The 17453-nt window shown below is 67.6% G+C and carries 19 protein-coding genes; 8 read left to right on the forward strand and 11 right to left on the reverse strand.

The genetic code is table 11. The features are described 5' to 3' along the window. Positions 1-45 precede the first annotated feature (45 nt). On the reverse strand, positions 46-924 hold the full coding sequence (locus VMT65_RS03890; protein ID WP_326306518.1) for a sterol desaturase family protein: 879 nt from the start codon (positions 922-924) through the stop codon (positions 46-48). Between the two features lie 102 nt (positions 925-1026). Here VMT65_RS03890 and VMT65_RS03895 point away from each other — a divergent pair, with 102 nt between their 5' ends. Genes VMT65_RS03895 through VMT65_RS03905 form a run of 3 tightly spaced genes read left to right on the forward strand, consistent with a single transcriptional unit; the run spans position 1027 to position 3143 of the window. Further along, positions 1027-2205 (forward strand): sensor histidine kinase, encoded by a 1179-nt coding sequence (locus VMT65_RS03895; RefSeq protein WP_326306519.1) that lies wholly within the window; start codon positions 1027-1029, stop codon positions 2203-2205. Beyond that, positions 2202-2873 carry a response regulator transcription factor gene (locus VMT65_RS03900; protein WP_326306520.1) on the forward strand — a complete coding sequence of 224 codons (672 nt, stop codon included), beginning with the start codon at positions 2202-2204 and terminating at the stop codon, positions 2871-2873. Before VMT65_RS03895 ends, VMT65_RS03900 begins: the two co-directional genes overlap by 4 nt. Positions 2874-2888: 15 nt before the next feature. Beyond that, positions 2889-3143 carry a hypothetical protein gene (locus VMT65_RS03905; RefSeq protein ID WP_326306521.1) on the forward strand — a complete coding sequence of 85 codons (255 nt, stop codon included), beginning with the start codon at positions 2889-2891 and terminating at the stop codon, positions 3141-3143. 91 nt (positions 3144-3234) lie between these two features. Here the strand turns inward: VMT65_RS03905 and VMT65_RS03910 are convergent, their stop codons facing one another. From VMT65_RS03910 to VMT65_RS03950, 9 genes are all read right to left on the reverse strand, one after another. Next, positions 3235-3807: a GNAT family N-acetyltransferase gene (locus VMT65_RS03910; RefSeq protein ID WP_326306522.1), complete on the reverse strand. Its 573-nt coding sequence runs from the start codon at positions 3805-3807 to the stop codon at positions 3235-3237. A 218-nt stretch (positions 3808-4025) separates the two neighbouring features. Continuing rightward, positions 4026-4358, reverse strand: a complete 333-nt coding sequence (locus VMT65_RS03915; RefSeq protein WP_326306523.1) for a hemophore-related protein — start codon at positions 4356-4358, stop codon at positions 4026-4028. A 122-nt stretch (positions 4359-4480) separates the two neighbouring features. After that, positions 4481-5824, reverse strand: coding sequence for a sensor histidine kinase (locus VMT65_RS03920; protein ID WP_326306524.1), 1344 nt, complete (start codon positions 5822-5824; stop codon positions 4481-4483). 377 nt (positions 5825-6201) lie between these two features. After that, a complete protein-coding gene (locus VMT65_RS03925; protein ID WP_326306525.1) occupies positions 6202-6873 on the reverse strand; it encodes a response regulator transcription factor in 672 nt (223 codons plus the stop codon). Between the two features lie 76 nt (positions 6874-6949). Next, positions 6950-7372, reverse strand: a complete 423-nt coding sequence (locus VMT65_RS03930) for a CBS domain-containing protein (RefSeq protein WP_326306526.1) — start codon at positions 7370-7372, stop codon at positions 6950-6952. 103 nt (positions 7373-7475) lie between these two features. After that, positions 7476-8159, reverse strand: coding sequence for an ABC transporter permease (locus tag VMT65_RS03935; protein ID WP_326306527.1), 684 nt, complete (start codon positions 8157-8159; stop codon positions 7476-7478). After that, complete coding sequence (locus VMT65_RS03940) at positions 8156-8797, reverse strand: ABC transporter permease (RefSeq protein WP_326306528.1); 642 nt, start codon at positions 8795-8797, stop codon at positions 8156-8158. Before VMT65_RS03940 ends, VMT65_RS03935 begins: the two co-directional genes overlap by 4 nt. After that, positions 8794-9939: an ABC transporter ATP-binding protein gene (locus tag VMT65_RS03945; protein WP_326306529.1), complete on the reverse strand. Its 1146-nt coding sequence runs from the start codon at positions 9937-9939 to the stop codon at positions 8794-8796. Before VMT65_RS03945 ends, VMT65_RS03940 begins: the two co-directional genes overlap by 4 nt. A 14-nt stretch (positions 9940-9953) precedes the next feature. Next, positions 9954-10850, reverse strand: a complete 897-nt coding sequence (locus VMT65_RS03950) for an ABC transporter substrate-binding protein (RefSeq protein WP_326307433.1) — start codon at positions 10848-10850, stop codon at positions 9954-9956. A gap of 318 nt (positions 10851-11168) precedes the next feature. Here VMT65_RS03950 and VMT65_RS03955 point away from each other — a divergent pair, with 318 nt between their 5' ends. The 3 genes from VMT65_RS03955 to VMT65_RS03965 all read left to right on the forward strand — a co-directional run bounded on the left by VMT65_RS03955 (position 11169) and on the right by VMT65_RS03965 (position 14304). Further along, on the forward strand, positions 11169-12095 hold the full coding sequence (locus VMT65_RS03955) for a glycine betaine ABC transporter substrate-binding protein (protein WP_326306530.1): 927 nt from the start codon (positions 11169-11171) through the stop codon (positions 12093-12095). A gap of 117 nt (positions 12096-12212) precedes the next feature. Beyond that, positions 12213-12740 carry a hypothetical protein gene (locus VMT65_RS03960; protein WP_326306531.1) on the forward strand — a complete coding sequence of 176 codons (528 nt, stop codon included), beginning with the start codon at positions 12213-12215 and terminating at the stop codon, positions 12738-12740. A gap of 19 nt (positions 12741-12759) precedes the next feature. Continuing rightward, the gene (locus VMT65_RS03965) at positions 12760-14304 is read left to right on the forward strand and encodes an MFS transporter (RefSeq protein WP_326306532.1); all 1545 of its coding nucleotides are present in this window, start codon (positions 12760-12762) and stop codon (positions 14302-14304) included. A 2-nt stretch (positions 14305-14306) separates the two neighbouring features. Here the strand turns inward: VMT65_RS03965 and VMT65_RS03970 are convergent, their stop codons facing one another. Continuing rightward, on the reverse strand, positions 14307-14945 hold the full coding sequence (locus VMT65_RS03970) for a TetR/AcrR family transcriptional regulator (protein ID WP_326306533.1): 639 nt from the start codon (positions 14943-14945) through the stop codon (positions 14307-14309). A gap of 86 nt (positions 14946-15031) precedes the next feature. On the opposite strand from VMT65_RS03970, the gene VMT65_RS03975 reads away from it, so the two are divergent. Further along, entirely contained in the window at positions 15032-16582 is a 1551-nt protein-coding gene (locus tag VMT65_RS03975) for a flavin-containing monooxygenase (protein WP_326306534.1), read from the forward strand. A gap of 30 nt (positions 16583-16612) precedes the next feature. Beyond that, the gene (locus VMT65_RS03980; protein WP_326306535.1) at positions 16613-17443 is read left to right on the forward strand and encodes an SDR family NAD(P)-dependent oxidoreductase; all 831 of its coding nucleotides are present in this window, start codon (positions 16613-16615) and stop codon (positions 17441-17443) included. The last annotated feature ends 10 nt before the right edge of the window (positions 17444-17453 follow it).

Consider the following 17453-nt stretch of genomic DNA (forward strand, 5'->3'; position numbering starts at 1 on the left):
AAAGGGCGCTTCATCGAAAGATGAAGCGCCCTTTCGCTTTTTCTCTCACGCTATCGCGGGGGCCTTTTCCGGGTCTGGCGTGACGGGATTCTCCGACCAGCCGGGCGGGCCGAAGATATATCCGACGCGACCGCGCCAGGTGCGCGCGGAACGCACATCTCGGACCAGGTCCAGCAACTCGGTGTAATTGACCTTGATGGGATTGTCGGTATCGATGTCCTTGGTCAATCCGTAGCGAATCGGCTCGGTCTCGGCGGCGAAGCTGCCGAACAGGCGATCCCAGATGATCAGGACGCCACCGTAATTCGTGTCCAGGTACGGCTGGTTCGAGCCGTGATGCACGCGGTGGTGCGCCGGGGTGTTGAACAGGAATTCGATCGGCCGCCACAGGGTGTTCACCCGTTGGGTGTGGATCGGGAACTGGTACAGCAGGCCGATCGACTGCAGCACGAAGATCATCCACGCCGGGAAGCCCAGCAGCGCCGCCGGCACCCAGCACAGGCCGCGCAGAATATTGGCGACCGGATGCGCCCAGGGCAACCGGATGGCGGTCGAGAAATTGAAGAACCGGCTGGAGTGGTGCACGCTGTGCGAGGTCCACAGCAGGCGAATGCGGTGGTCGGCGCGGTGCGCCCAGTAGTAGCAGAAGTCGGTGACGATCAGGCCCAGCACCCACACCCACCAGTGCCGCGGGGAGAGGTGCAGCGGGGTGAAGTGGGCGGCCAGCACCACGCCGGAGAACGGGATCACCTGCGCCAGCAGTGGTTTGGCGATGCGACCGAGCACGAAGGTGGCGATGTTGGAGGTGGTGTCGCGCCGGTCGATGCCATTGGCCGGGCGGTCCGGGTCGCGGCGGTTGTCGATCCACTCGATCACCATCAGGAGCGCGAACGCCGGCAGAGCGTAGATGAACAGGTCGGACATGGTTTCGACGCTAGTTCGGGGCACGGGTCGAATCGTCGCGCCGACGGGGGATTCCGCGTCCCCCACATGGGGGACGGGGGTGCCGCGCGGTAGCGTGCGGCCATGGATGTGACCAGGTCGCTGGCTCGGCAGTCGCTGCTGGTGGCCGTCGTGGCGGCGGTACTGGACGGCGCGCAGATGGTCATGTGCGGGGCATTCGGATTGGCTCCGGTGCTCGCCACGGTGCTCACGGTGGCGACGGTGGCCGCGGATCTGGCCCTGGCCGCGCCCGCGTCGACGGCGGCGGCCGTGGTGGTGGCGCAGGTGGTGGTGAAGGTGTCGGTGGCCTGGTTCGCCCACCACTACGGGATCACCGCACGGGTTTTCGATGTCGGGTACCTGGTGGCCGGGTATCAGGCGGGGGCGTGGCTGAGCGGGGCGGTGTCGGTGCTGACGGTGGCGCTGCTGGCCGGGGGGTCGGTGACGGTGAATCTGGCGGCGGCGTTGGCGGGGACGAACAAGCCGGTGCGGTTGGTGGTCTTCACGCTCGGGGCGGGGGTGGTGCCGTGGCTGGTGGGTCGGTACACGGCGGCGCGCGGGGCCTATATCGCGGAGTTGGAGCAGCGGGAAAGGCTGCGGCAGCAGGAGCATCGGGCGGCCTTGGATCGGGCGCTGGCCGATGAGCGGGAGGCCATCGCGCGGGATCTGCACGATGTGATCTCACATCATGTGAGCGCCATTGGAATTCATGCCGGGGTGGCGCGAATGGCGTTGTCGCGCACCGATACCGAGACGGCGGTGCGGTCGGTGACGGCGGTGGAGTCGAGCAGTCGGGCGGCCATGGTGGATCTGCGCCGGCAGCTGGATCTGCTGCACGGGCGCGACGAGGCGGGGGAGCGGCAGCCCGGGCTGGTCGATATCGAGGATCTGGTGCAGCGGGTCCGGGATGCCGGATTGACTGTGCGCGTGACGGTTTCGGGTGAGCCGCCGGTGCTGCCGGAGTCGCTGGACGTGATGCTCTACCGGGTGGTTCAGGAACTGCTGACCAATGCTCTGCGACACGGGCGCGATCCAGCGGACCTGGAGATCGTCTACCGCCCGGGGCGGGTCGAGATCCGCGAGACCAACCCCATGCTCGGTGCTGGCGAGGACGTGCACCGCGACCCGACCGGGGACGTACACCGCGGACTGGACGGCATTCGCCGCCGCGTCGAATTGTTCGACGGCACCGTCGAATACGGTGCCGACCCAACCGGAACCCGTTGGACCATCCGGGTTTCCGTGCCGATCGGAGCCGCATGACCATCACCATCCTCATCGCCGACGATCACACCGTCTTCCGCTCGGGCCTCCGCGCGGTCGTCGACGCCCATCCCGATCTCGAGTGCGTGGCCGAGGTGGGCGACGGCCGCTCGGCCATCGAGGCCGCCGCCCGCACCCACCCGGATGTGGCGATTCTGGATGTGCGCATGCCGAAACTCGACGGCCTGGCCGCCACGGAGGCCATCGTCGCCGCGGGCGGCACCCGGGTCCTGGTCCTCACCACCTACGACAGCGAAACCAACCTCCACCGCGCCCTCTCCGCCGGAGCCAGCGGCTTCCTCCTGAAAAGCCTTCCCCCAGAAGAACTCGTAGCCGCCATCCGGGTAGCGGTCCGAGGCGACGCGATCATCGACCCCTCCATGACCCGCCGCCTGGCCGCCCGCCTGGTATCCGGCATCGCCCCACCCCCCGACCCCCCGGAACTCTCCCACCTAACCGCCCGAGAACGCGAAGTCCTACTCCTGGTAGCCGACGCCCGCAGCAACGCCGAAATCGCCGCCGCCCTGGGCGTAGGCGAAGAAACCATCAAAACCCACGTCTCCCGAGTCCTATCCAAACTAGGCGTCCGAGACCGCATCCACGCCGTCGTCTACGCCCACCAACACGGCCTAACCCACCCCACCCAACCCCCACTGCCGCGCCCATAGTGCGACAGTGGTCCCATGCGAAGACCCGCGGAAGAACTAGACAGCGCACCGGGCCAGGACTTCGATCCGGTGGGCACGGTAGAGATGGCGCTGAGTGGCTTCGGGGCGTATGACTTTCACGCCTCGATCGAGGAGCTCGCCCGAGCCGCAGCCGAAATCGGCGGCGACTACTTCTACGTCACCGACTTCCTCGGCCCTAGCCTCAAAGCCACCGCCTACCAGCGCAAACATCCTCCCCGCTCCCGGATGGCCCGCCTCCTACTCCGCTGAGCCCGCGGCCAGGCGTCCCGAAACTCACGAACATGCATTCTGGCTGGCGGTTTCTCGGCGTTTGCCTGCAGGATTGCATGCTCGTGGGTGGCTACCGGTGTTTGAACCAGAACATGCCGCGGCCGGATTCGGCGGGGGCGCGCTTTGGGCGGGGGGCTATGCGGTCGAGGTGGTAGCCGAGGCGCTGCGCAACTGCGGCGCTGCGGATGTTGGCTGCGTCGCAGTGGATTTCGACCCTCTCGACGCCCGGCAGTGCTAACGCGATCTCGGTCAGGGCACCCGCGCAGCGGGTTACCACCCCTCGGCCGGTGTGTGCGGTGTGGCACCAGTAGCCGATCTCGACCGCTGGGGGCCCGAGCCGATCATGCAACCCGAGTGCGCCGAGAATCGTTCCGTCGCTGTCGAACATGCCGTAGTTGAAGCTGCCGTTCGCGGTGGGCCAACTTTTGGCCACGGTCTCGCCGAATGCCTGCTGGTGCGCCAGGGTGATCGGCTGCGCGGCCCAGTCCATCCAAAGCCGAAGGTGCTCATATGACGCTGCAATGGCCTCGAACCGCGCGCTCGAGTCCGCTGGTTCCCACCTGCGAATCAGCAGATCCCCCAGATCGATTCGCTGCGGCGGCGCGATTCCCGGCCGCAGGGCTGCCAATCCATCGCCCTCCATGTTTCCGATACTGCCGATCACGGGTGAGCACAGCAACCCATTAAGGGTGTGGCGGGCGGGTGGGCCGATTCCTGCATTATCGCGGGGGGTTGGGCAGGAAACTGTTGGGTGGGGGTGGATTGTGCAGGGATTGGCCCATTGGGTTGGGTGTGAGGGTGATGGTGGCGATATGCGTAGGGGGTCCGGTCGGATCGACCGGACCCCCTACGCGGGCGGCGTTACTTGTGCTTGCCGCAGGCCTTGTGGTAGTCGATGACCGACTGGTGGGCGGACTTGAGGTCTTGGGCCTCTTGGGGGTTGGCCTGGCGCCAGGACTTCAGTTCGGCGCGGCGCTGGTCCTTGGGGAGGGATTTGACCTTGGCGAGTTCGGCGGCGACATCGGGGTGGGCGGCGAGGTAGGCGGCCACCTTGGGGGCGGAGTCGGCGCGGGCCGCGGCGGCGGCCGCGGGGCCGCAGGTGGGGGTGTCGGCGGAGGCGGTGCCGGGGATCGCGAGGGCGATCGTGGCGGCTCCGGCGGCGGCGATCAGCGTCGCGGCGAGGGGGCGTTTCATGCTCACTCCATCTTCGGGGGTTGGTTCCCCATCGAATCTGCCCGCGCTGGCTGAAGTTGCCCTGAATCCCGCGGCCATCTTCAGCCGATCTTCAGCCACGCTCCAGCAAACCAGGCCGTCGGTCAGTTCGGTGCGATGGGGAGGCGGAGGGTGAAGACCGCGCCGGACCGGCCGGGTGGGGGTTCGTCGCAGGTCAGGTCGCCGCCGTGGGCGCGAGCCAGGCCGCGGGCAATGGCCAGGCCGAGGCCGGAGCCGTCGGGGCGGTGGTCGCGGGCCTGGTCGAGGCGGACGAGGCGGTCGAAGATGCGTTCGCGGTCTTCGGGGGGAATTCCGGGGCCCGTGTCGGTGACCGTGAGTTCGACACTCGAGGGCAGGGGAGATTCGGGCTGGATGGGGCGAAGGGCGACGGTGATGGTGCCGTGGTCCTTCATGGCCTGGCAGGCGTTGGTGAGCAGGTTGGTGAGGATTTGGGTGATGCGCACCGGGTCAGCTGAGACGGTCACCGGGTCGGCGGAGACCGGCGGCGGGTCGCCGGTGAGTTGGAAGTCGATGTGCGGGTGCAGGATTCGCATGCGGTCGAGGTGGGTGGCGGTGAGGGCGCGCAGGTCGACGGGTGCGCGGCGGAGGTGGAGTCCGGCGTCGATGCGGGCCAGGTCGAGCAGGTCGTCCACGAGGCGGCCCGCGCGCTGGGTTTCGCGGACCAGCAGGAGCAGCATGCGTTGCCGGTCTTCGGGATCGGTGTCGGCGGGCTGCTGGAAGACGGCTTCGGCGAGGGAGCGGACGCCGGTGATGGGGGTGCGCAATTCGTGGGCGGCATCGCCGACGAAGACGCGAATCTGCTGCTCGGAGGCCCGGGCGCGGGCCTCGGCGGCCGCGGTATCGCGCAATGCGCCCTCGAGGGCATCCAGCATTTCGTCGAAAGCGGCTGCGGTGCGGCCCAATTCGGTGTCAGTGCGAGACGGGTTGAGGCGGCGGCCGAGGTGGCCGCGGGCGATATCGCGGGCCAGGCGGGTCATGGTGTCCAGCGGGGCGAGGGCTCGCCGCACGAGGAACCAGAGACCGACCGCGATTACGCCGATCGCACCCGCGGTCGCCAGCACGAGCAAAAATGCCAGGCGGGACTGCACACGAGCCAGCAGCGGCGTGTCGATTTGCATGGTCAGCCGCGAATCGTTGATCGCTCCCGGCCCGCTGAGCCGCAGAAACCGCGTCTTGGTGGTGCTGTCCTCCGCAAGCCGATGGTCGAGACTTCCGAACGTCCGCCCATCCGACAGCACCAGCCGCGCCCGCACTGAATGCGTATCCACCCGCGCGACCAAATCCTCCGGCGAAACCCCTTCCTGCGCCAGCTGTTTCGCCAACTGCACCCGGTCGTTCATCACAGTGTTCTCGCTGTGCGTCACCACCAGCCCGAACAGGCCATGCACCAGGAACGCAACCAACACCAGCACGACCCCGGAAACCATTGCGGCCGTGAGAGTCACACGCCCCCGTAGCGACACCGTCCGCATCGCCGACCCCGCAACCCTCGCCGTCCCGCCCGTAGCGTTCGCCGTCCTGCCTCCGGTGTTTGCCATTGCGCTTGTGGTGTTCGCAGTCCTGCCTGCGGTTTTCGCCGCCGCGCTCGTGGTTTTCGCCGCCGCGTCGGTGGTGTTCGCTGCCGCGCCCGTTGGGTTCGCTGCCGCGCCCGTTGGGTTCGCTGCCGCGCCCGTTGGGTTCGCTGCCGCGCCCGGGATGTTCGCTGCCGTGTCTCCGGTGTTCGCCGTCGCATCCGTGGTGCTCGCCCGGCGACCTGCGGCGTTCGCGATGTCTCCCGCAGCCTCGGCCCGGTTGTTCTCGGCCGTCATCGTGGCGTCCGAAGGGTGTAGCCGAGGCCGCGGACGGTGTGGACCACGCGGTCGCCGTGCTCTTCGAGTTTGCGGCGCAGCGCGCTGACATGGACCTCGACGAGGTTGGGGTCGTAGTCCTCGTAACCCCAGACGGCGGTGAGGATTTGGGTTTTGGTGAGTACTCGGTCGCGTTGGGCGGCCAGGTAGGACAGCAGTTTGAATTCGGTGGCGGTGAGGGTGAGTTCGTGGCCCGCGCGTCGGGCGGTGGCGGCGTCCACGTCCACCTCGAGGTCGCCGATCACTATGCGGCTCTGGAGTTTTCCCATGCGCCGCAGCAGCGCTTCGACCCGCGCCACGAGTTCGGTGAGGTCGAAGGGTTTCACCACGTAGTCGTCGGATCCGGCGCGCAGGCCGCGCACTCGATCCTCGACCCCGTCGCGGGCGGTGAGCATGACGACACCCGCCGCCGAGCGGGCCCGCACCGATTCCAGCAGGGCGAAGCCGTCCCGTCCGGGCAGCATGACGTCCAGGACCACCACGTCGGGCCGGAACTGGGCCAGGTCCTGTTCCAGTAGTCCGCCGTCCGCGCGCCCGAGCACCTCGTGCCCGGCGGCGGACAGTCCGGCTCCCACCGCGGCCCGAATGGCCTCGGCGTCTTCGATCACGAGAATGCGTCCCGGTTGCACCCGGCAATCATGCGGGCCCGGGCTGTGAATTGGCTGCGAACCGGGACGCCTACCGACGCTGCGAAGCGGGACGAACTCAGTGCGGCACCGCGACGGCGGTGATGAATTCCGCGAGCTGCTTGTCGCTGAGGTTCTTGGCCAGGTCGGATTCGCAGATCATGCCGACCAGCCGATTGCCCTTGCGCATATCGAGCACCGGCATGCGCTTGATCTGGTTCTGTTCCATGACGTCGAGGACCGTGTTCATCTCGGTGTCCACATCCACCGACCAGACCCGCCCCTGGGCGAGATCGCCGGCGCGCACCCGGCTGGGATCGTGCCCCATGGCCACGCAGTGCACGACGATGTCGCGATCGGTGAGCATGCCGATCAACTCCTCGCCATTGCAGATGGGCAGCGCGCCGACATCCATATTGCGCATGAGCTGGGCGGCGCGATCGAGGGTCTCATCGGCGGGGATACATTCCGCACTCCGGTGCATGATGTCGCGAGCCTTCACAGCATCGACCTCCTGTCTCGGGTGGATGTGCCACCAGACATCGTGACCCCGGTCACAATCGGAGGTCAATGCGGGGTGCTTCGAACCCGCCCGCGACGGGGATTCAGGCGCGGCCCGCCACCCGTCGCAACCGCCCGGTCCCCGGCACGCTCAGCCACACGACGAACGCCAGCAGACCGTCCAGGAGCAATGCCAGCGCGGCCACCAGAATCGCGCCCACCAGCACCTTGTCGTAGCGGTAGAGGCTGATCCCGTCGAAGATGTAGCGGCCCAGCCCACCGAGATTCACATATGCCGCGATGGTCGCGGTCGCCACCACCTGCAGCGTGGCCGCGCGCAGCCCGCTCAACAGCACCGGCAGCGAATTGGGCAGTTCGACCTGGAACAGCACGCGGGGTTCGCTCATCCCCATGGCCCGCGAGGAGTCCACCACGAGCGGATCCACATTGGCGATTCCGGCGTAGGCGCCGGCCAGCAGCGGGGGGATGCCGACGGTCAGCAGGGCCAGCAGCGGCGGCGTCAGGCCGAGCCCGAGCAGCAGCACCACGAAGGTCAGCACGCCCAGCGTCGGCAGCGCCCGCATGGAGTTGGCGAACCCGACGATGAGCGCCGACCCGCGTCGCGTATGCCCGATGAGCAGGCCGATCGGCACCGCGATGAGCGCCGAGAGCCCCACGGCCAGCGCGCTGTAGTACAGGTGCTCGAGCAGCCGCCGACCGATTCCGGTGGGCCCGGACCAGTTCGCGCCGTCGGTGAGGAAATGCCAGGCATCGAGGAAAAGGTTCATGCCGCACGACCTTTCAGCCACGGCGTCGCGAATCTGCCCAGCACGTACAGCAATCGGTCCACGATCAGCGCCAGCACCAGCACCACGATGATGCCCGCCACGATCTCGTCCGGATAGTCGCGCTGATAGCCCTGCGTGAACAGCTTGCCCAGCCCGCCGACCCCGATCAGCGCGCCCACGGTCACCATCGAGATATTGGTGACGGCCACGACGCGCAGATTGGCGATGAAAACCGGTAGGGCGAGCGGAAAGTCGACGGTGAGCACGCGCCGCAGCCGGGTGTAGCCAATGGCGTCGGCCGCGTCCAGGGTGTCCGCGGGCACCGAATCCAGCGCCGTCGGCACCGCTGTCACCAGCAGCGCCACCGAGTAGATGGTCAGGGCGATAACGACATTCAGCGGATCGATGACGCCGATGTTCAACAGCGGCGGCAGGATCACGAACAACGCCAGCGACGGAATCGTGTAGGCGATGCTGGCCGCCGTGGTGGTGACCCGCCGCAACCACCGCGCCCGATGCGCCAGTGCCCCGGCGGGAATCGCGATGGCCAGCCCCAACAGCAGCGGCACCAGCGCCAGATACAAGTGCGTGCGCGCGTATCCGGCGATCTCGTCGAAATTGTCGAGGAGGTACCTCACCTCGACTCCTCGAAGAAGACGCGATTGCGCTCGGCGTCCTCGGCCTCGCGCTGGCGGTGCAGCTGTTCGAGGACGTCGCGGGCGTAGAGCGCGCCCCGCACCGCGCCCGAATCATCGATGGCCACACCGATTTCCGAGGGCGAGGAGATCACGGCGTCGAGCGCCTGGCGCAGATCACCGCCGGGCGGGAAGAGCGAGCCGCCCGCGGCCACGCTGGCGGCGAGCTCATGCCCGGCGCGCACGCCCTCCACACCGGTGGTGTCGATCCAACCGAGGGGCTTCTTCGCCTCGGTGATGACCAGCCGCCATTCGCCCTTCTCCAGCCGGGTGCCGCGCACCTCCTCCGCCGTGATCGTCGAAAGCTCGTGCAGTGGAACGGCATCGGCGGGCCGGAAGGACAGCTCCCGGTAGCCGCGATCACGTCCCACGAATCCGGCCACGAAATCGGTTGCGGGCTGGGCGAGTACGGTCTGCGGCACATCGTGCTGCTGCAGGAATCCGCCGGGCCCGAAGACGGCGATGTGGTCGCCGAGCTTGATCGCCTCGTCGATATCGTGGGTCACGAAGACGATGGTCTTGCGCAATTCGGCCTGCAGCCGCAGCATTTCGTTCTGCAGTTCGGTGCGCACCACCGGGTCGACCGCGCTGAACGGCTCGTCCATGAGCAGGATCGGCGGATCCGCCGCCAGCGCCCGGGCCACACCCACGCGCTGCTGCTGACCACCCGAGAGCTGCGACGGATACCGCCCCGCCAGCCCGCGATCCAACCCGACGCGATCCATGACCTCCAATGCCGCCTTGCGGGCCGCGCGCCGGGACTGCCCGCGCAGCACCGGCACGGTGGCCACATTGTCGACCACCGTGCGGTGCGGCAGCAGCCCCGCGTTCTGGATCACATAACCGATGCCGAGCCGCAGCTTGACCGGGTCGATACGCGAAATATCCTGCCCGCCAACGGTGATCGTGCCCGCCGTCGGACTGATCATGCGGTTGATCATGCGCATGGAGGTCGTCTTGCCGCAGCCCGACGGCCCGACGAACACGGTGAACGAGCCGGATTCGATGCGCAGATCGAGCTGGTGGACGGCGGTGGTGCCGTCCGGATACGTCTTGCTGACGCCGCTGAATTCGATGTCGGACACCGTGTTCCCCTCCGTCAGGCGATCGGCTTGTCGAGCCCCTGCGCGCTCACCCACTGCTTGGCGGCCGCGGCGGGCTCGGTCTTGCTGCTGCCGGACACCGCGGTGTTCAGCGAGATCAGTTCGGCCGTGGTCAGTTTCGCCGAGACCGCGCCCAGCACCTTGGTCAGCTTGTCGCTCTTCTTGGCGCTGTTGTAGAGCGGCACCACGTTCTGCGGCGGGAAGTTGTGCTTCGGATCGGTCAGCACCACCAGGTTGTTGGTGGCGATGGCCGGGGAGGTGGTGAAGATGTCGGCCGCGGTGACCTGGCCGTCGACCAGCGCCTTCACGGTCGCGGGGCCGCCGCCGTCGGCGATCGGCACGAAGTTGGCGGTGGAGATGTCCAGGCCGTAGTTCTTCTTCAGACCCGGCAGGCCGCCCGGACGCTCGGAGAACTCCGCGGGCGCGGCCAGTTTCACCTCGGCCGAATGCGGGGCCAGGTCGGCGATGCTCTTCAGATTCCACTTGTCGGCGGTGGCCTTGGTGACCACGACCGCGTCGGAGTCCTCACCCGGCGCGGGGGCGCCGATGGCGAGCTGATCACCGAGTGCCTTGGTCAACGCCGCGTTCACCTCGTCGGGGGTGGTGGCGGTGCTGGACTTGTCCAGGTACTGCAGCAGGTTGCCGGTGTAATCCGGGATCAGGGAGATCGAGCACTGCTTCAGCGCGGGCACGTACGCCTCGCGGCTGCCGATGTTCAGCTTGGTGTCGATGCCGAAACCATTGGCGCGCAAGGCTTCCGCGTAGACGTCGGCGACGGTCTCGGATTCCGGGAAGTTGGCCGAGCCGACGGTGAGCTTATTGGTGTCGCCGCCGCAGTCGCCTCCGCCGCCGAGCGGATTCGATTTGGAGCCCCCGCAGGCGGACAGCGTCATGGCCGCGGCCAGCGCGACGGAGGCGGCGAGAATCCTGACGAGGGTTCGGGCGGTGCGCCTGCCGTCGGCGCGCGTGGTGGTGAGCGTGTGCACTGTCGTCCTTCCGAGCGGTGTGCGGCCAGGCGAGCGGGGCTACTTTCCACCCCGAAACAGACCTAACTGTCCATATTGCCTGTTCCATTCCTCGAACGTTGCCTACCCGGGGTTGGTTTCGGCATTTGGCGGATGGTGCCGCGCCATCCTGCCGGGGTCATCACTTTCCATAAGCGCTGCCACCCTGCGGAAGCACTGGGATCAGCCTGCGGCAGACTGTTGCGCGTGTCCGCCCGAACTGACTCCCTCGCGCGTCGCCTCTCGCGTCCACTGCTGGCCATCGCGGTGACCGCGGCCCTCGCCGCCTGCGGAAGTCACGAGACCGGGCCGGTTTTGACCGTGGGGGCGGGGGACTCGGCCGAGTCCATGATGATCGCCGAGATCTACGCGGGCGCGCTGGCGCGGACCGGGCTGCGCACCCAGACCAAGGAGCGGATGGGGCAGCGCACCGCGCTGTTCGCGGGACTGGACTCTAACGCCATCGCGCTGTTCGGGGATGTCAGCGGCGACCTGCTGGCCGCGCTCGACTCCACCTCGATGGTCACCAAGCCGGAGGAGGTCAATGCGGCGGTGTCCAAGGCGCTTCCGGAAGGTGTGATCGATTCCGATCCCGCCGATGGCACCGACCTGCGGCCCACCGTGGTCGCCGCCTCCGCCAGTTCGGACCTCCCGTCCTCGCTGAAGGATCTCGGACCGCGGTGCGAGGGACTGACCATCGGCATCACCACCGGGCCGCCGCTGGACGCCCTGCGCGCGCCGCTGGATCCCATCCGGGACGTCCTGAACCCCCTGCGCAGCGTGTATCACTGCGAGTTCGCGCACGCGGTGACCTATTCGACCGACGCCACGCTGCGAAAGGCGCTCTCCGACGGGGAGATCCAGCTCGCCGTGCTGGCCGGGCCGCCGTCGTTCCTGCCCGACGGCGGCGTCGATCTGACCCCGCTCGCCGACCCGGACTACGCCTTCCGCGCCGCGAGCGTGCTCCCGGTCCTGCGCAAGGGCGCGCTCACCGACCAGCAGATCCGCAAGCTCAATTATGTTGCGGGCGAACTCACCACGACCGACTTCGCCGATATGGTGCACCAGGTGCGCGATCAGGGCGCGGTGCCGGCCTCGGTCGCCCGCGACTGGCTCGACGCGCATGCGCTCTGAGCCCTCGCTTCTCCTCGAACCGGGGGAGGGCTCCCCGATCGGGGCACACCGATCGGTTCGGACGGGTAACCTGAACTGATCATCCATGCCGTCCCGTCGATCCGGGGAGGACGAGGCATGTCGAAGCGTATTCGCTACCGATCGATTACCCCCTGGGCACTGAAAGCCCTTGCGCTGTGCGCACTTACGGTGCTCGCGGTGGGCGCGTGCGGGGTCTCGGGCAAGGAACCCAAGACCACCCACGTCACCACCGCCGCCGGAGCGGACACCGCGCTCACCCAGGCCGTCACCGACGTCTATCAGAAGTTCTTCGACGGCGGCACGTCCGCCGATCAGAAGATCGCGCTGCTGGAGAACGGGCAGGCGTTCGCCGACACCATCAAGGCGCAGGCCGATACGCCGATTGCCAAGGGCACCAAGGCGACCGTGTCGAGCGTGACCGCCGCGGGCTCCGATCACGCGGACGTGGTGTTCACGGTGTCGCTGAACGGCACTCCGGCACTGCAGGATCAGCCGGGCAGCGCCGTGCTCGCCGCCGGGACGTGGAAGGTGGCGGCCGCGACCTTCTGCAATCTGCTCTCGCTCGAGACGCAGGGCAAACCACCCGCACCGTGCGCGGCCGGGTCGGTCGTGCCGACCAGCTGACCTGCTGGAACGGCCTGACATGCTAAGGACCGCGCAGAGGCCGCGCATCGCCCTGGCCACCGTCACGGCGGTGCTGTTCGTGACCTTCCTGGACACCACGGTCGTGAGTGTCACGCTCGGGAACGTCCAGTCCGATCTGCACGCGGGCGTGGTGTCGCTGCAGTGGGTCGTGAACGCGTACACGCTGGTGTTCGCGAGCCTCATGCTGACCGCCGGATCGCTGGGCGACCGGTGGGGGCGCAAACGCGTAATGATCACGGGGCTGGCGGTTTTCGCGGCGGGCTCGGTGCTGTCCGCGCTCGCGCCGACGGTGGCGGTGCTCATCGCGGGCCGGGCGGTCATGGGTCTGGGCGCGGCGGCCTCCGAGCCGGGCACGCTGTCGGTGATCCGGCACGTGTTTCCGGATCGCGCCGAACGTGCTCGCGCACTGGGTGCCTGGGCGGCCGTGTCAGGTCTGGCGCTCGCGCTCGGACCGGTCATCGGCGGCGTCCTGGTCGGGGCCTTCGGCTGGCGTTCGGTGTTCTGGTTCAACCTGGCCGTGGCCGCCGTGGTGCTGGCCGCCGCCCTGCGCTACGTGCCCGAATCCGCCGACCCGCAGCCGGGTCCGGTCGATCTGGCCGGATTCGTCACGGGCTCGGCGTTTCTCGGCTGCGTGATCTACGCGGGCATCTCGGGGGAGGAGTCCGGCTACGGCGCGGCCTCGGTGGTCACCCTGTTCGTCCTCGGCGGCATCGCCTGCGCCGCCTTCCTGGTCATCGAATCGCGTGCCCGCAACCCGATGTTCGACTTCCACTACCTGAAACGCCCCATGGTGCGCAGCGCCCTGATCGTCGCCTTCGCCGTCTACTTCGGCATCTTCTCCATCTTCTTCTTCACCGCGCTGTATCTCCAAGAGGTGGTGGGCTATTCGGGCTGGCGCACCGCCGCGGTCTTCGCCCCCATGGCCGCCGCCATCATCCTCGGCGCCCTCTACGCGGGCTACTGGGTGGCCCGCCGCGGCTCCCGCACCCCCATGGTCACCGGCTGCCTACTCGGCGCGGCAGGCATCCTCCTGACCCGCCAAATGCTGAGCGTCACACCGGAATTCGGCCCCCTGGCCCTCGCGCTGGCCCTGGCCGGACTGGGTTTCGGCATAGCCGTTGTCCCCCTGACCTCGGCGGTCCTCTCCGGCGTCCCCGCCGAACACTCCGGCATGGCCGCCGCCGCCACCAACACCATGCGCCAGGTCGGCGCGGTCGTCGGCGTAGCCGCCCTCGGCTCCCTGGTGAACTCCTTCCTGAATTCCGACCTCACCGACCGCCTCAACCAATTGGGCATCCCCGCCAACTTCCAATCGATAGTCATCGACGCCATAGAAACCGGCAAGGTCCCCACCGGCGGCGACGCCGCCGCCTCGGCCGCCTACGGCCCCATAGTCGACAACGTCATCCACGCCACCTACGCCGCCTTCCACCGAGGCCTCGACGTAGCCCTGGAAGTCTCCGCCGCCCTGATCCTCCTGGCCGCCCTCCTAACCCTGATCACTTCCCGCGGCGACCACTCCGGCTACGAATACGAGACCTAGCGTCACTGTTGCAGGGCCGCAGTCAAATCCGCGTTGAGGGCTAGGGCGGGGAGGGAGGCTACGAGCATGTCTACGAGGGCTTCGCGGGTTATGGGTTGGTCGTGGAGCCAGGTGAGGACTACTTCCTCGACGAAGGCGATCCAGCCTCGGATGGCCAGGGAGAGGCGGGGGTGGTCGGGGTCGTCCGGGGGGATGGGGGCTTCGGAGAGGATGCGGTCGGCGGTGGCCTGGCGGGCGTCGGCGACGAGTTCGGCCATTTCGGGGCGGGCGCTGACGGGGCCGCGAAGTAGGGCGTGGTAGCCGGAGCTGTTCTCGCTGACGTAGTCGATGTAGCGCTCGATGGCGTCGCGCAGCATGGAGAACAGGTCCAGATTGCGGTCGGGGGCGGTGCGTTCGAGGAAGTCGGCGTTGGCCTGGCGCACGATGGCGACCTGGAAGTCCTGTTTGGAGGAGAAGTAGTGGAACAGCAGGCCGCGCGAAATGCCCGCGCGGTCGGCGATCTCGGTGACGGAGATGTCGTCGAGATCGCGTTCGCGCAGCATTTCCACCCCGAGTGTGATGAGCTGCTGGCGGCGCTCGGCCGGGCTCAGGCGCACGCGTTTGCCATTCGGCGCTGGAGCCGAGTCGTCCGGTCTGCTCACGCTGCGCTCCTTGGTCACGGGTCCACTTTACTGAACATGAGTCAATACTGTTGACTGGTGCTCAATAAGACCCTACGCTGAGTTATATGAGTCGCAAGGTTACAGACAATGCTGTCCGCAACGGCGCTGCTCGGGAAGCCAATGGTGCTGCTCGGGACGCTCGGCACGCCCACGTGATCATCGTCGGCAGCGGATTCTCGGGCCTGGGCCTGGCCATTCGGCTGAGCCAGCAGGGCCGCACCGATTTCCTCGTGCTCGAGCGCGGGAACGATGTCGGCGGCACCTGGCGCGACAACACCTACCCGGGCGCGGCCTGCGACGTGCCCTCGCAGCTGTACTCGTACTCGTTCGCACTCAATCCGGAATGGTCGCGCTCGTTCTCCAAGCAGCCGGAGATCCAGCGCTACATCCAGGGCGTGGCCGACCAGTACCAGGTGCGTGACAAGCACATCTTCGACTGCGAGATGACCGGCGCGCAGTGGAACGCCGAGGCCGCCCGCTGGGAGATTCAGACCAGCCAAGGGCCCTTCACCGCCGACATCCTGGTCTCCGCGGTCGGCGCGCTGTGCGAGCCCAACCTGCCGGACATCAAGGGCATCAACGACTTCCAGGGCGAGATCTTCCACTCCGCCCGCTGGAACCACGACTCCGACCTGACCGGCAAGCGCGTCGCCGTCATCGGCACCGGCGCCTCCGCCATCCAGATCGTCCCCAGCATTGCCCCGAAGGTCGCGCACCTGGACGTCTACCAGCGCACCGCCCCCTGGCTGCTGCCGCGTGTGGACCGCGAATACCTGGGCCCGGAGAAGTTCGCGCTCAAGCACATTCCGGCGCTGCGCGCGCTCTACCGCGCGGGCATCTACGCCTCCCGCGAGACCCAGGTGATCGGCCTGGCCAAATTCCCGCCCGCCATGCTGATCCTCGAATCCATCGCCCGCGCCAAGCTTTTCGCCGAGGTGCGCGATCCGGAGCTGCGTCGCAAGGTCACCCCGAGCTTCCGCATCGGCTGCAAGCGCATGCTCATCTCCAACGAGTACTACCCGGCCCTGAGTCGCGACAATGTCGATGTGGTGACCGACGGCATCAAGGAGATCCGCGCGAATTCCGTGGTCGCCAAGGACGGCACCGAGCGCGAGGTCGACGCCATCATCGTGGCCACCGGCTTCCACGTCACCGACTCGCCGGTCTACGACACCGTTTCCGGGCGCGACGGCCGTACCCTGGCCGAGGTCTTCGACGCCATCGGGCAGCAGGGCTACAAGGGTTCGGCCATCCACAACTACCCCAATATGTTCTTCATGCTGGGGCCGAACGTGGGTCTGGGCCACACCTCCATGGTTTTCATGATCGAATCGCAGATCAACTACATCGCCGACGCGATCGCGCAGTTCGACAAGCTGGGCCTGCGCACCGTCGAAGTCCGCAAGGACGTGCAGGACGAATTCAATACCGAACTGCAGCGCAAGCTCGAGGGCGCGGTGTGGAGCACCGGCGGCTGCGCCTCCTGGTATCTCGACAAGCACGGCAACAACACCACCCTGTGGCCGGACTTCACCTTCCGGTTCCGTAGCCTGCTCGAACACTTCGACGTCTCGGCCTACGACACGACCACCGAGCGTGTCGCCCAGGCCGTCTAGTCCAAACCCCATCGACCGAAAGCGGTAATCGTGAGCAACGACGCTTACTTCAAGGACAAGGTCTGCGTGATCACCGGCGCGGGTTCCGGCATCGGCCGCGCGCTGGCGGAGAACCTGGCCCGGCGCGGCGCGCACCTGGCGCTGTCCGACATCGACGCCGAGGGTCTCGCTGAAACCGTGAAGCGGTGCGAGAAGTACGGCGGCAAGATCAAGTCCGATCGGCTCAATGTGGCCGAGCGGGAATCGGTGCTGCTCTACGCCGACGAGGTGAACAAGCACTTCGGCAAGGTCAACCAGATCTACAACAACGCCGGTATCGCCCACCACGGCGATGTCCTCGACACCTCCTTCAAGGACGTCGAGCGCATCATGGACGTCGACTTCTGGGGAGTCGTCAACGGCACCAAGGCCTTCCTGCCGTACCTCATCGAATCCGGTGCGGGCCACGTCGTGAACATCTCCAGCCTCTTCGGCCTGATCGCGGTGCCGGGCCAAAGCGCCTACAACGCGGCCAAGTTCGCGGTGCGCGGCTTCACCGAGGCGCTGCGCCAGGAGATGCTCATGAACGGCACGCCGGTCAAGGTCACCTGCGTGCACCCGGGCGGCATCAAGACCGCGGTGGCCCGCAATGCCACCGTCGCCGAGGGCCTCAACCAGCAGAACCTGGCCGCCCTGTTCGACTCCAAGCTGGCCATGCACACCCCGGAAATGGCCGCGCAGACCATTACCGAGGCGGTCCGCAAGGGCCATGGTCGGGTGCTGATCGGCTGGGAGGCCAAGGCGCTGGACCTGTTCGTGCGCACCACCGCCTCGTACTATCAGCGCATTTCAGCCGTGGTGCAGAAGCGCTTCCTGCCGTAAGGATTTCCCG

The organism is Nocardia sp. CDC153, assembly GCF_035818515.1.
Taxonomy (GTDB): domain Bacteria; phylum Actinomycetota; class Actinomycetes; order Mycobacteriales; family Mycobacteriaceae; genus Nocardia.

Excerpts from the sequence above, each read along its gene's own strand:
- VMT65_RS03975 (WP_326306534.1), top strand. The coding sequence starts at position 15,032 with ATGAGTCGCAAGGTTACAGACAATGCTGTCCGCAACGGCGCTGCTCGG.
- VMT65_RS03905 (WP_326306521.1), top strand. The coding sequence starts at position 2,889 with ATGCGAAGACCCGCGGAAGAACTAGACAGCGCACCGGGCCAGGACTTC.
- VMT65_RS03895 (WP_326306519.1), top strand. The coding sequence starts at position 1,027 with ATGGATGTGACCAGGTCGCTGGCTCGGCAGTCGCTGCTGGTGGCCGTC.
- VMT65_RS03935 (WP_326306527.1), bottom strand. The coding sequence starts at position 8,159 with ATGAACCTTTTCCTCGATGCCTGGCATTTCCTCACCGACGGCGCGAAC.
- VMT65_RS03920 (WP_326306524.1), bottom strand. The coding sequence starts at position 5,824 with ATGGTTTCCGGGGTCGTGCTGGTGTTGGTTGCGTTCCTGGTGCATGGC.
- VMT65_RS03960 (WP_326306531.1), top strand. The coding sequence starts at position 12,213 with ATGTCGAAGCGTATTCGCTACCGATCGATTACCCCCTGGGCACTGAAA.
- VMT65_RS03900 (WP_326306520.1), top strand. The coding sequence starts at position 2,202 with ATGACCATCACCATCCTCATCGCCGACGATCACACCGTCTTCCGCTCG.
- VMT65_RS03890 (WP_326306518.1), bottom strand. The coding sequence starts at position 924 with ATGTCCGACCTGTTCATCTACGCTCTGCCGGCGTTCGCGCTCCTGATG.
- VMT65_RS03965 (WP_326306532.1), top strand. The coding sequence starts at position 12,760 with ATGCTAAGGACCGCGCAGAGGCCGCGCATCGCCCTGGCCACCGTCACG.
- VMT65_RS03950 (WP_326307433.1), bottom strand. The coding sequence starts at position 10,850 with ATGACGCTGTCCGCCTGCGGGGGCTCCAAATCGAATCCGCTCGGCGGC.
- VMT65_RS03910 (WP_326306522.1), bottom strand. The coding sequence starts at position 3,807 with ATGGAGGGCGATGGATTGGCAGCCCTGCGGCCGGGAATCGCGCCGCCG.
- VMT65_RS03915 (WP_326306523.1), bottom strand. The coding sequence starts at position 4,358 with ATGAAACGCCCCCTCGCCGCGACGCTGATCGCCGCCGCCGGAGCCGCC.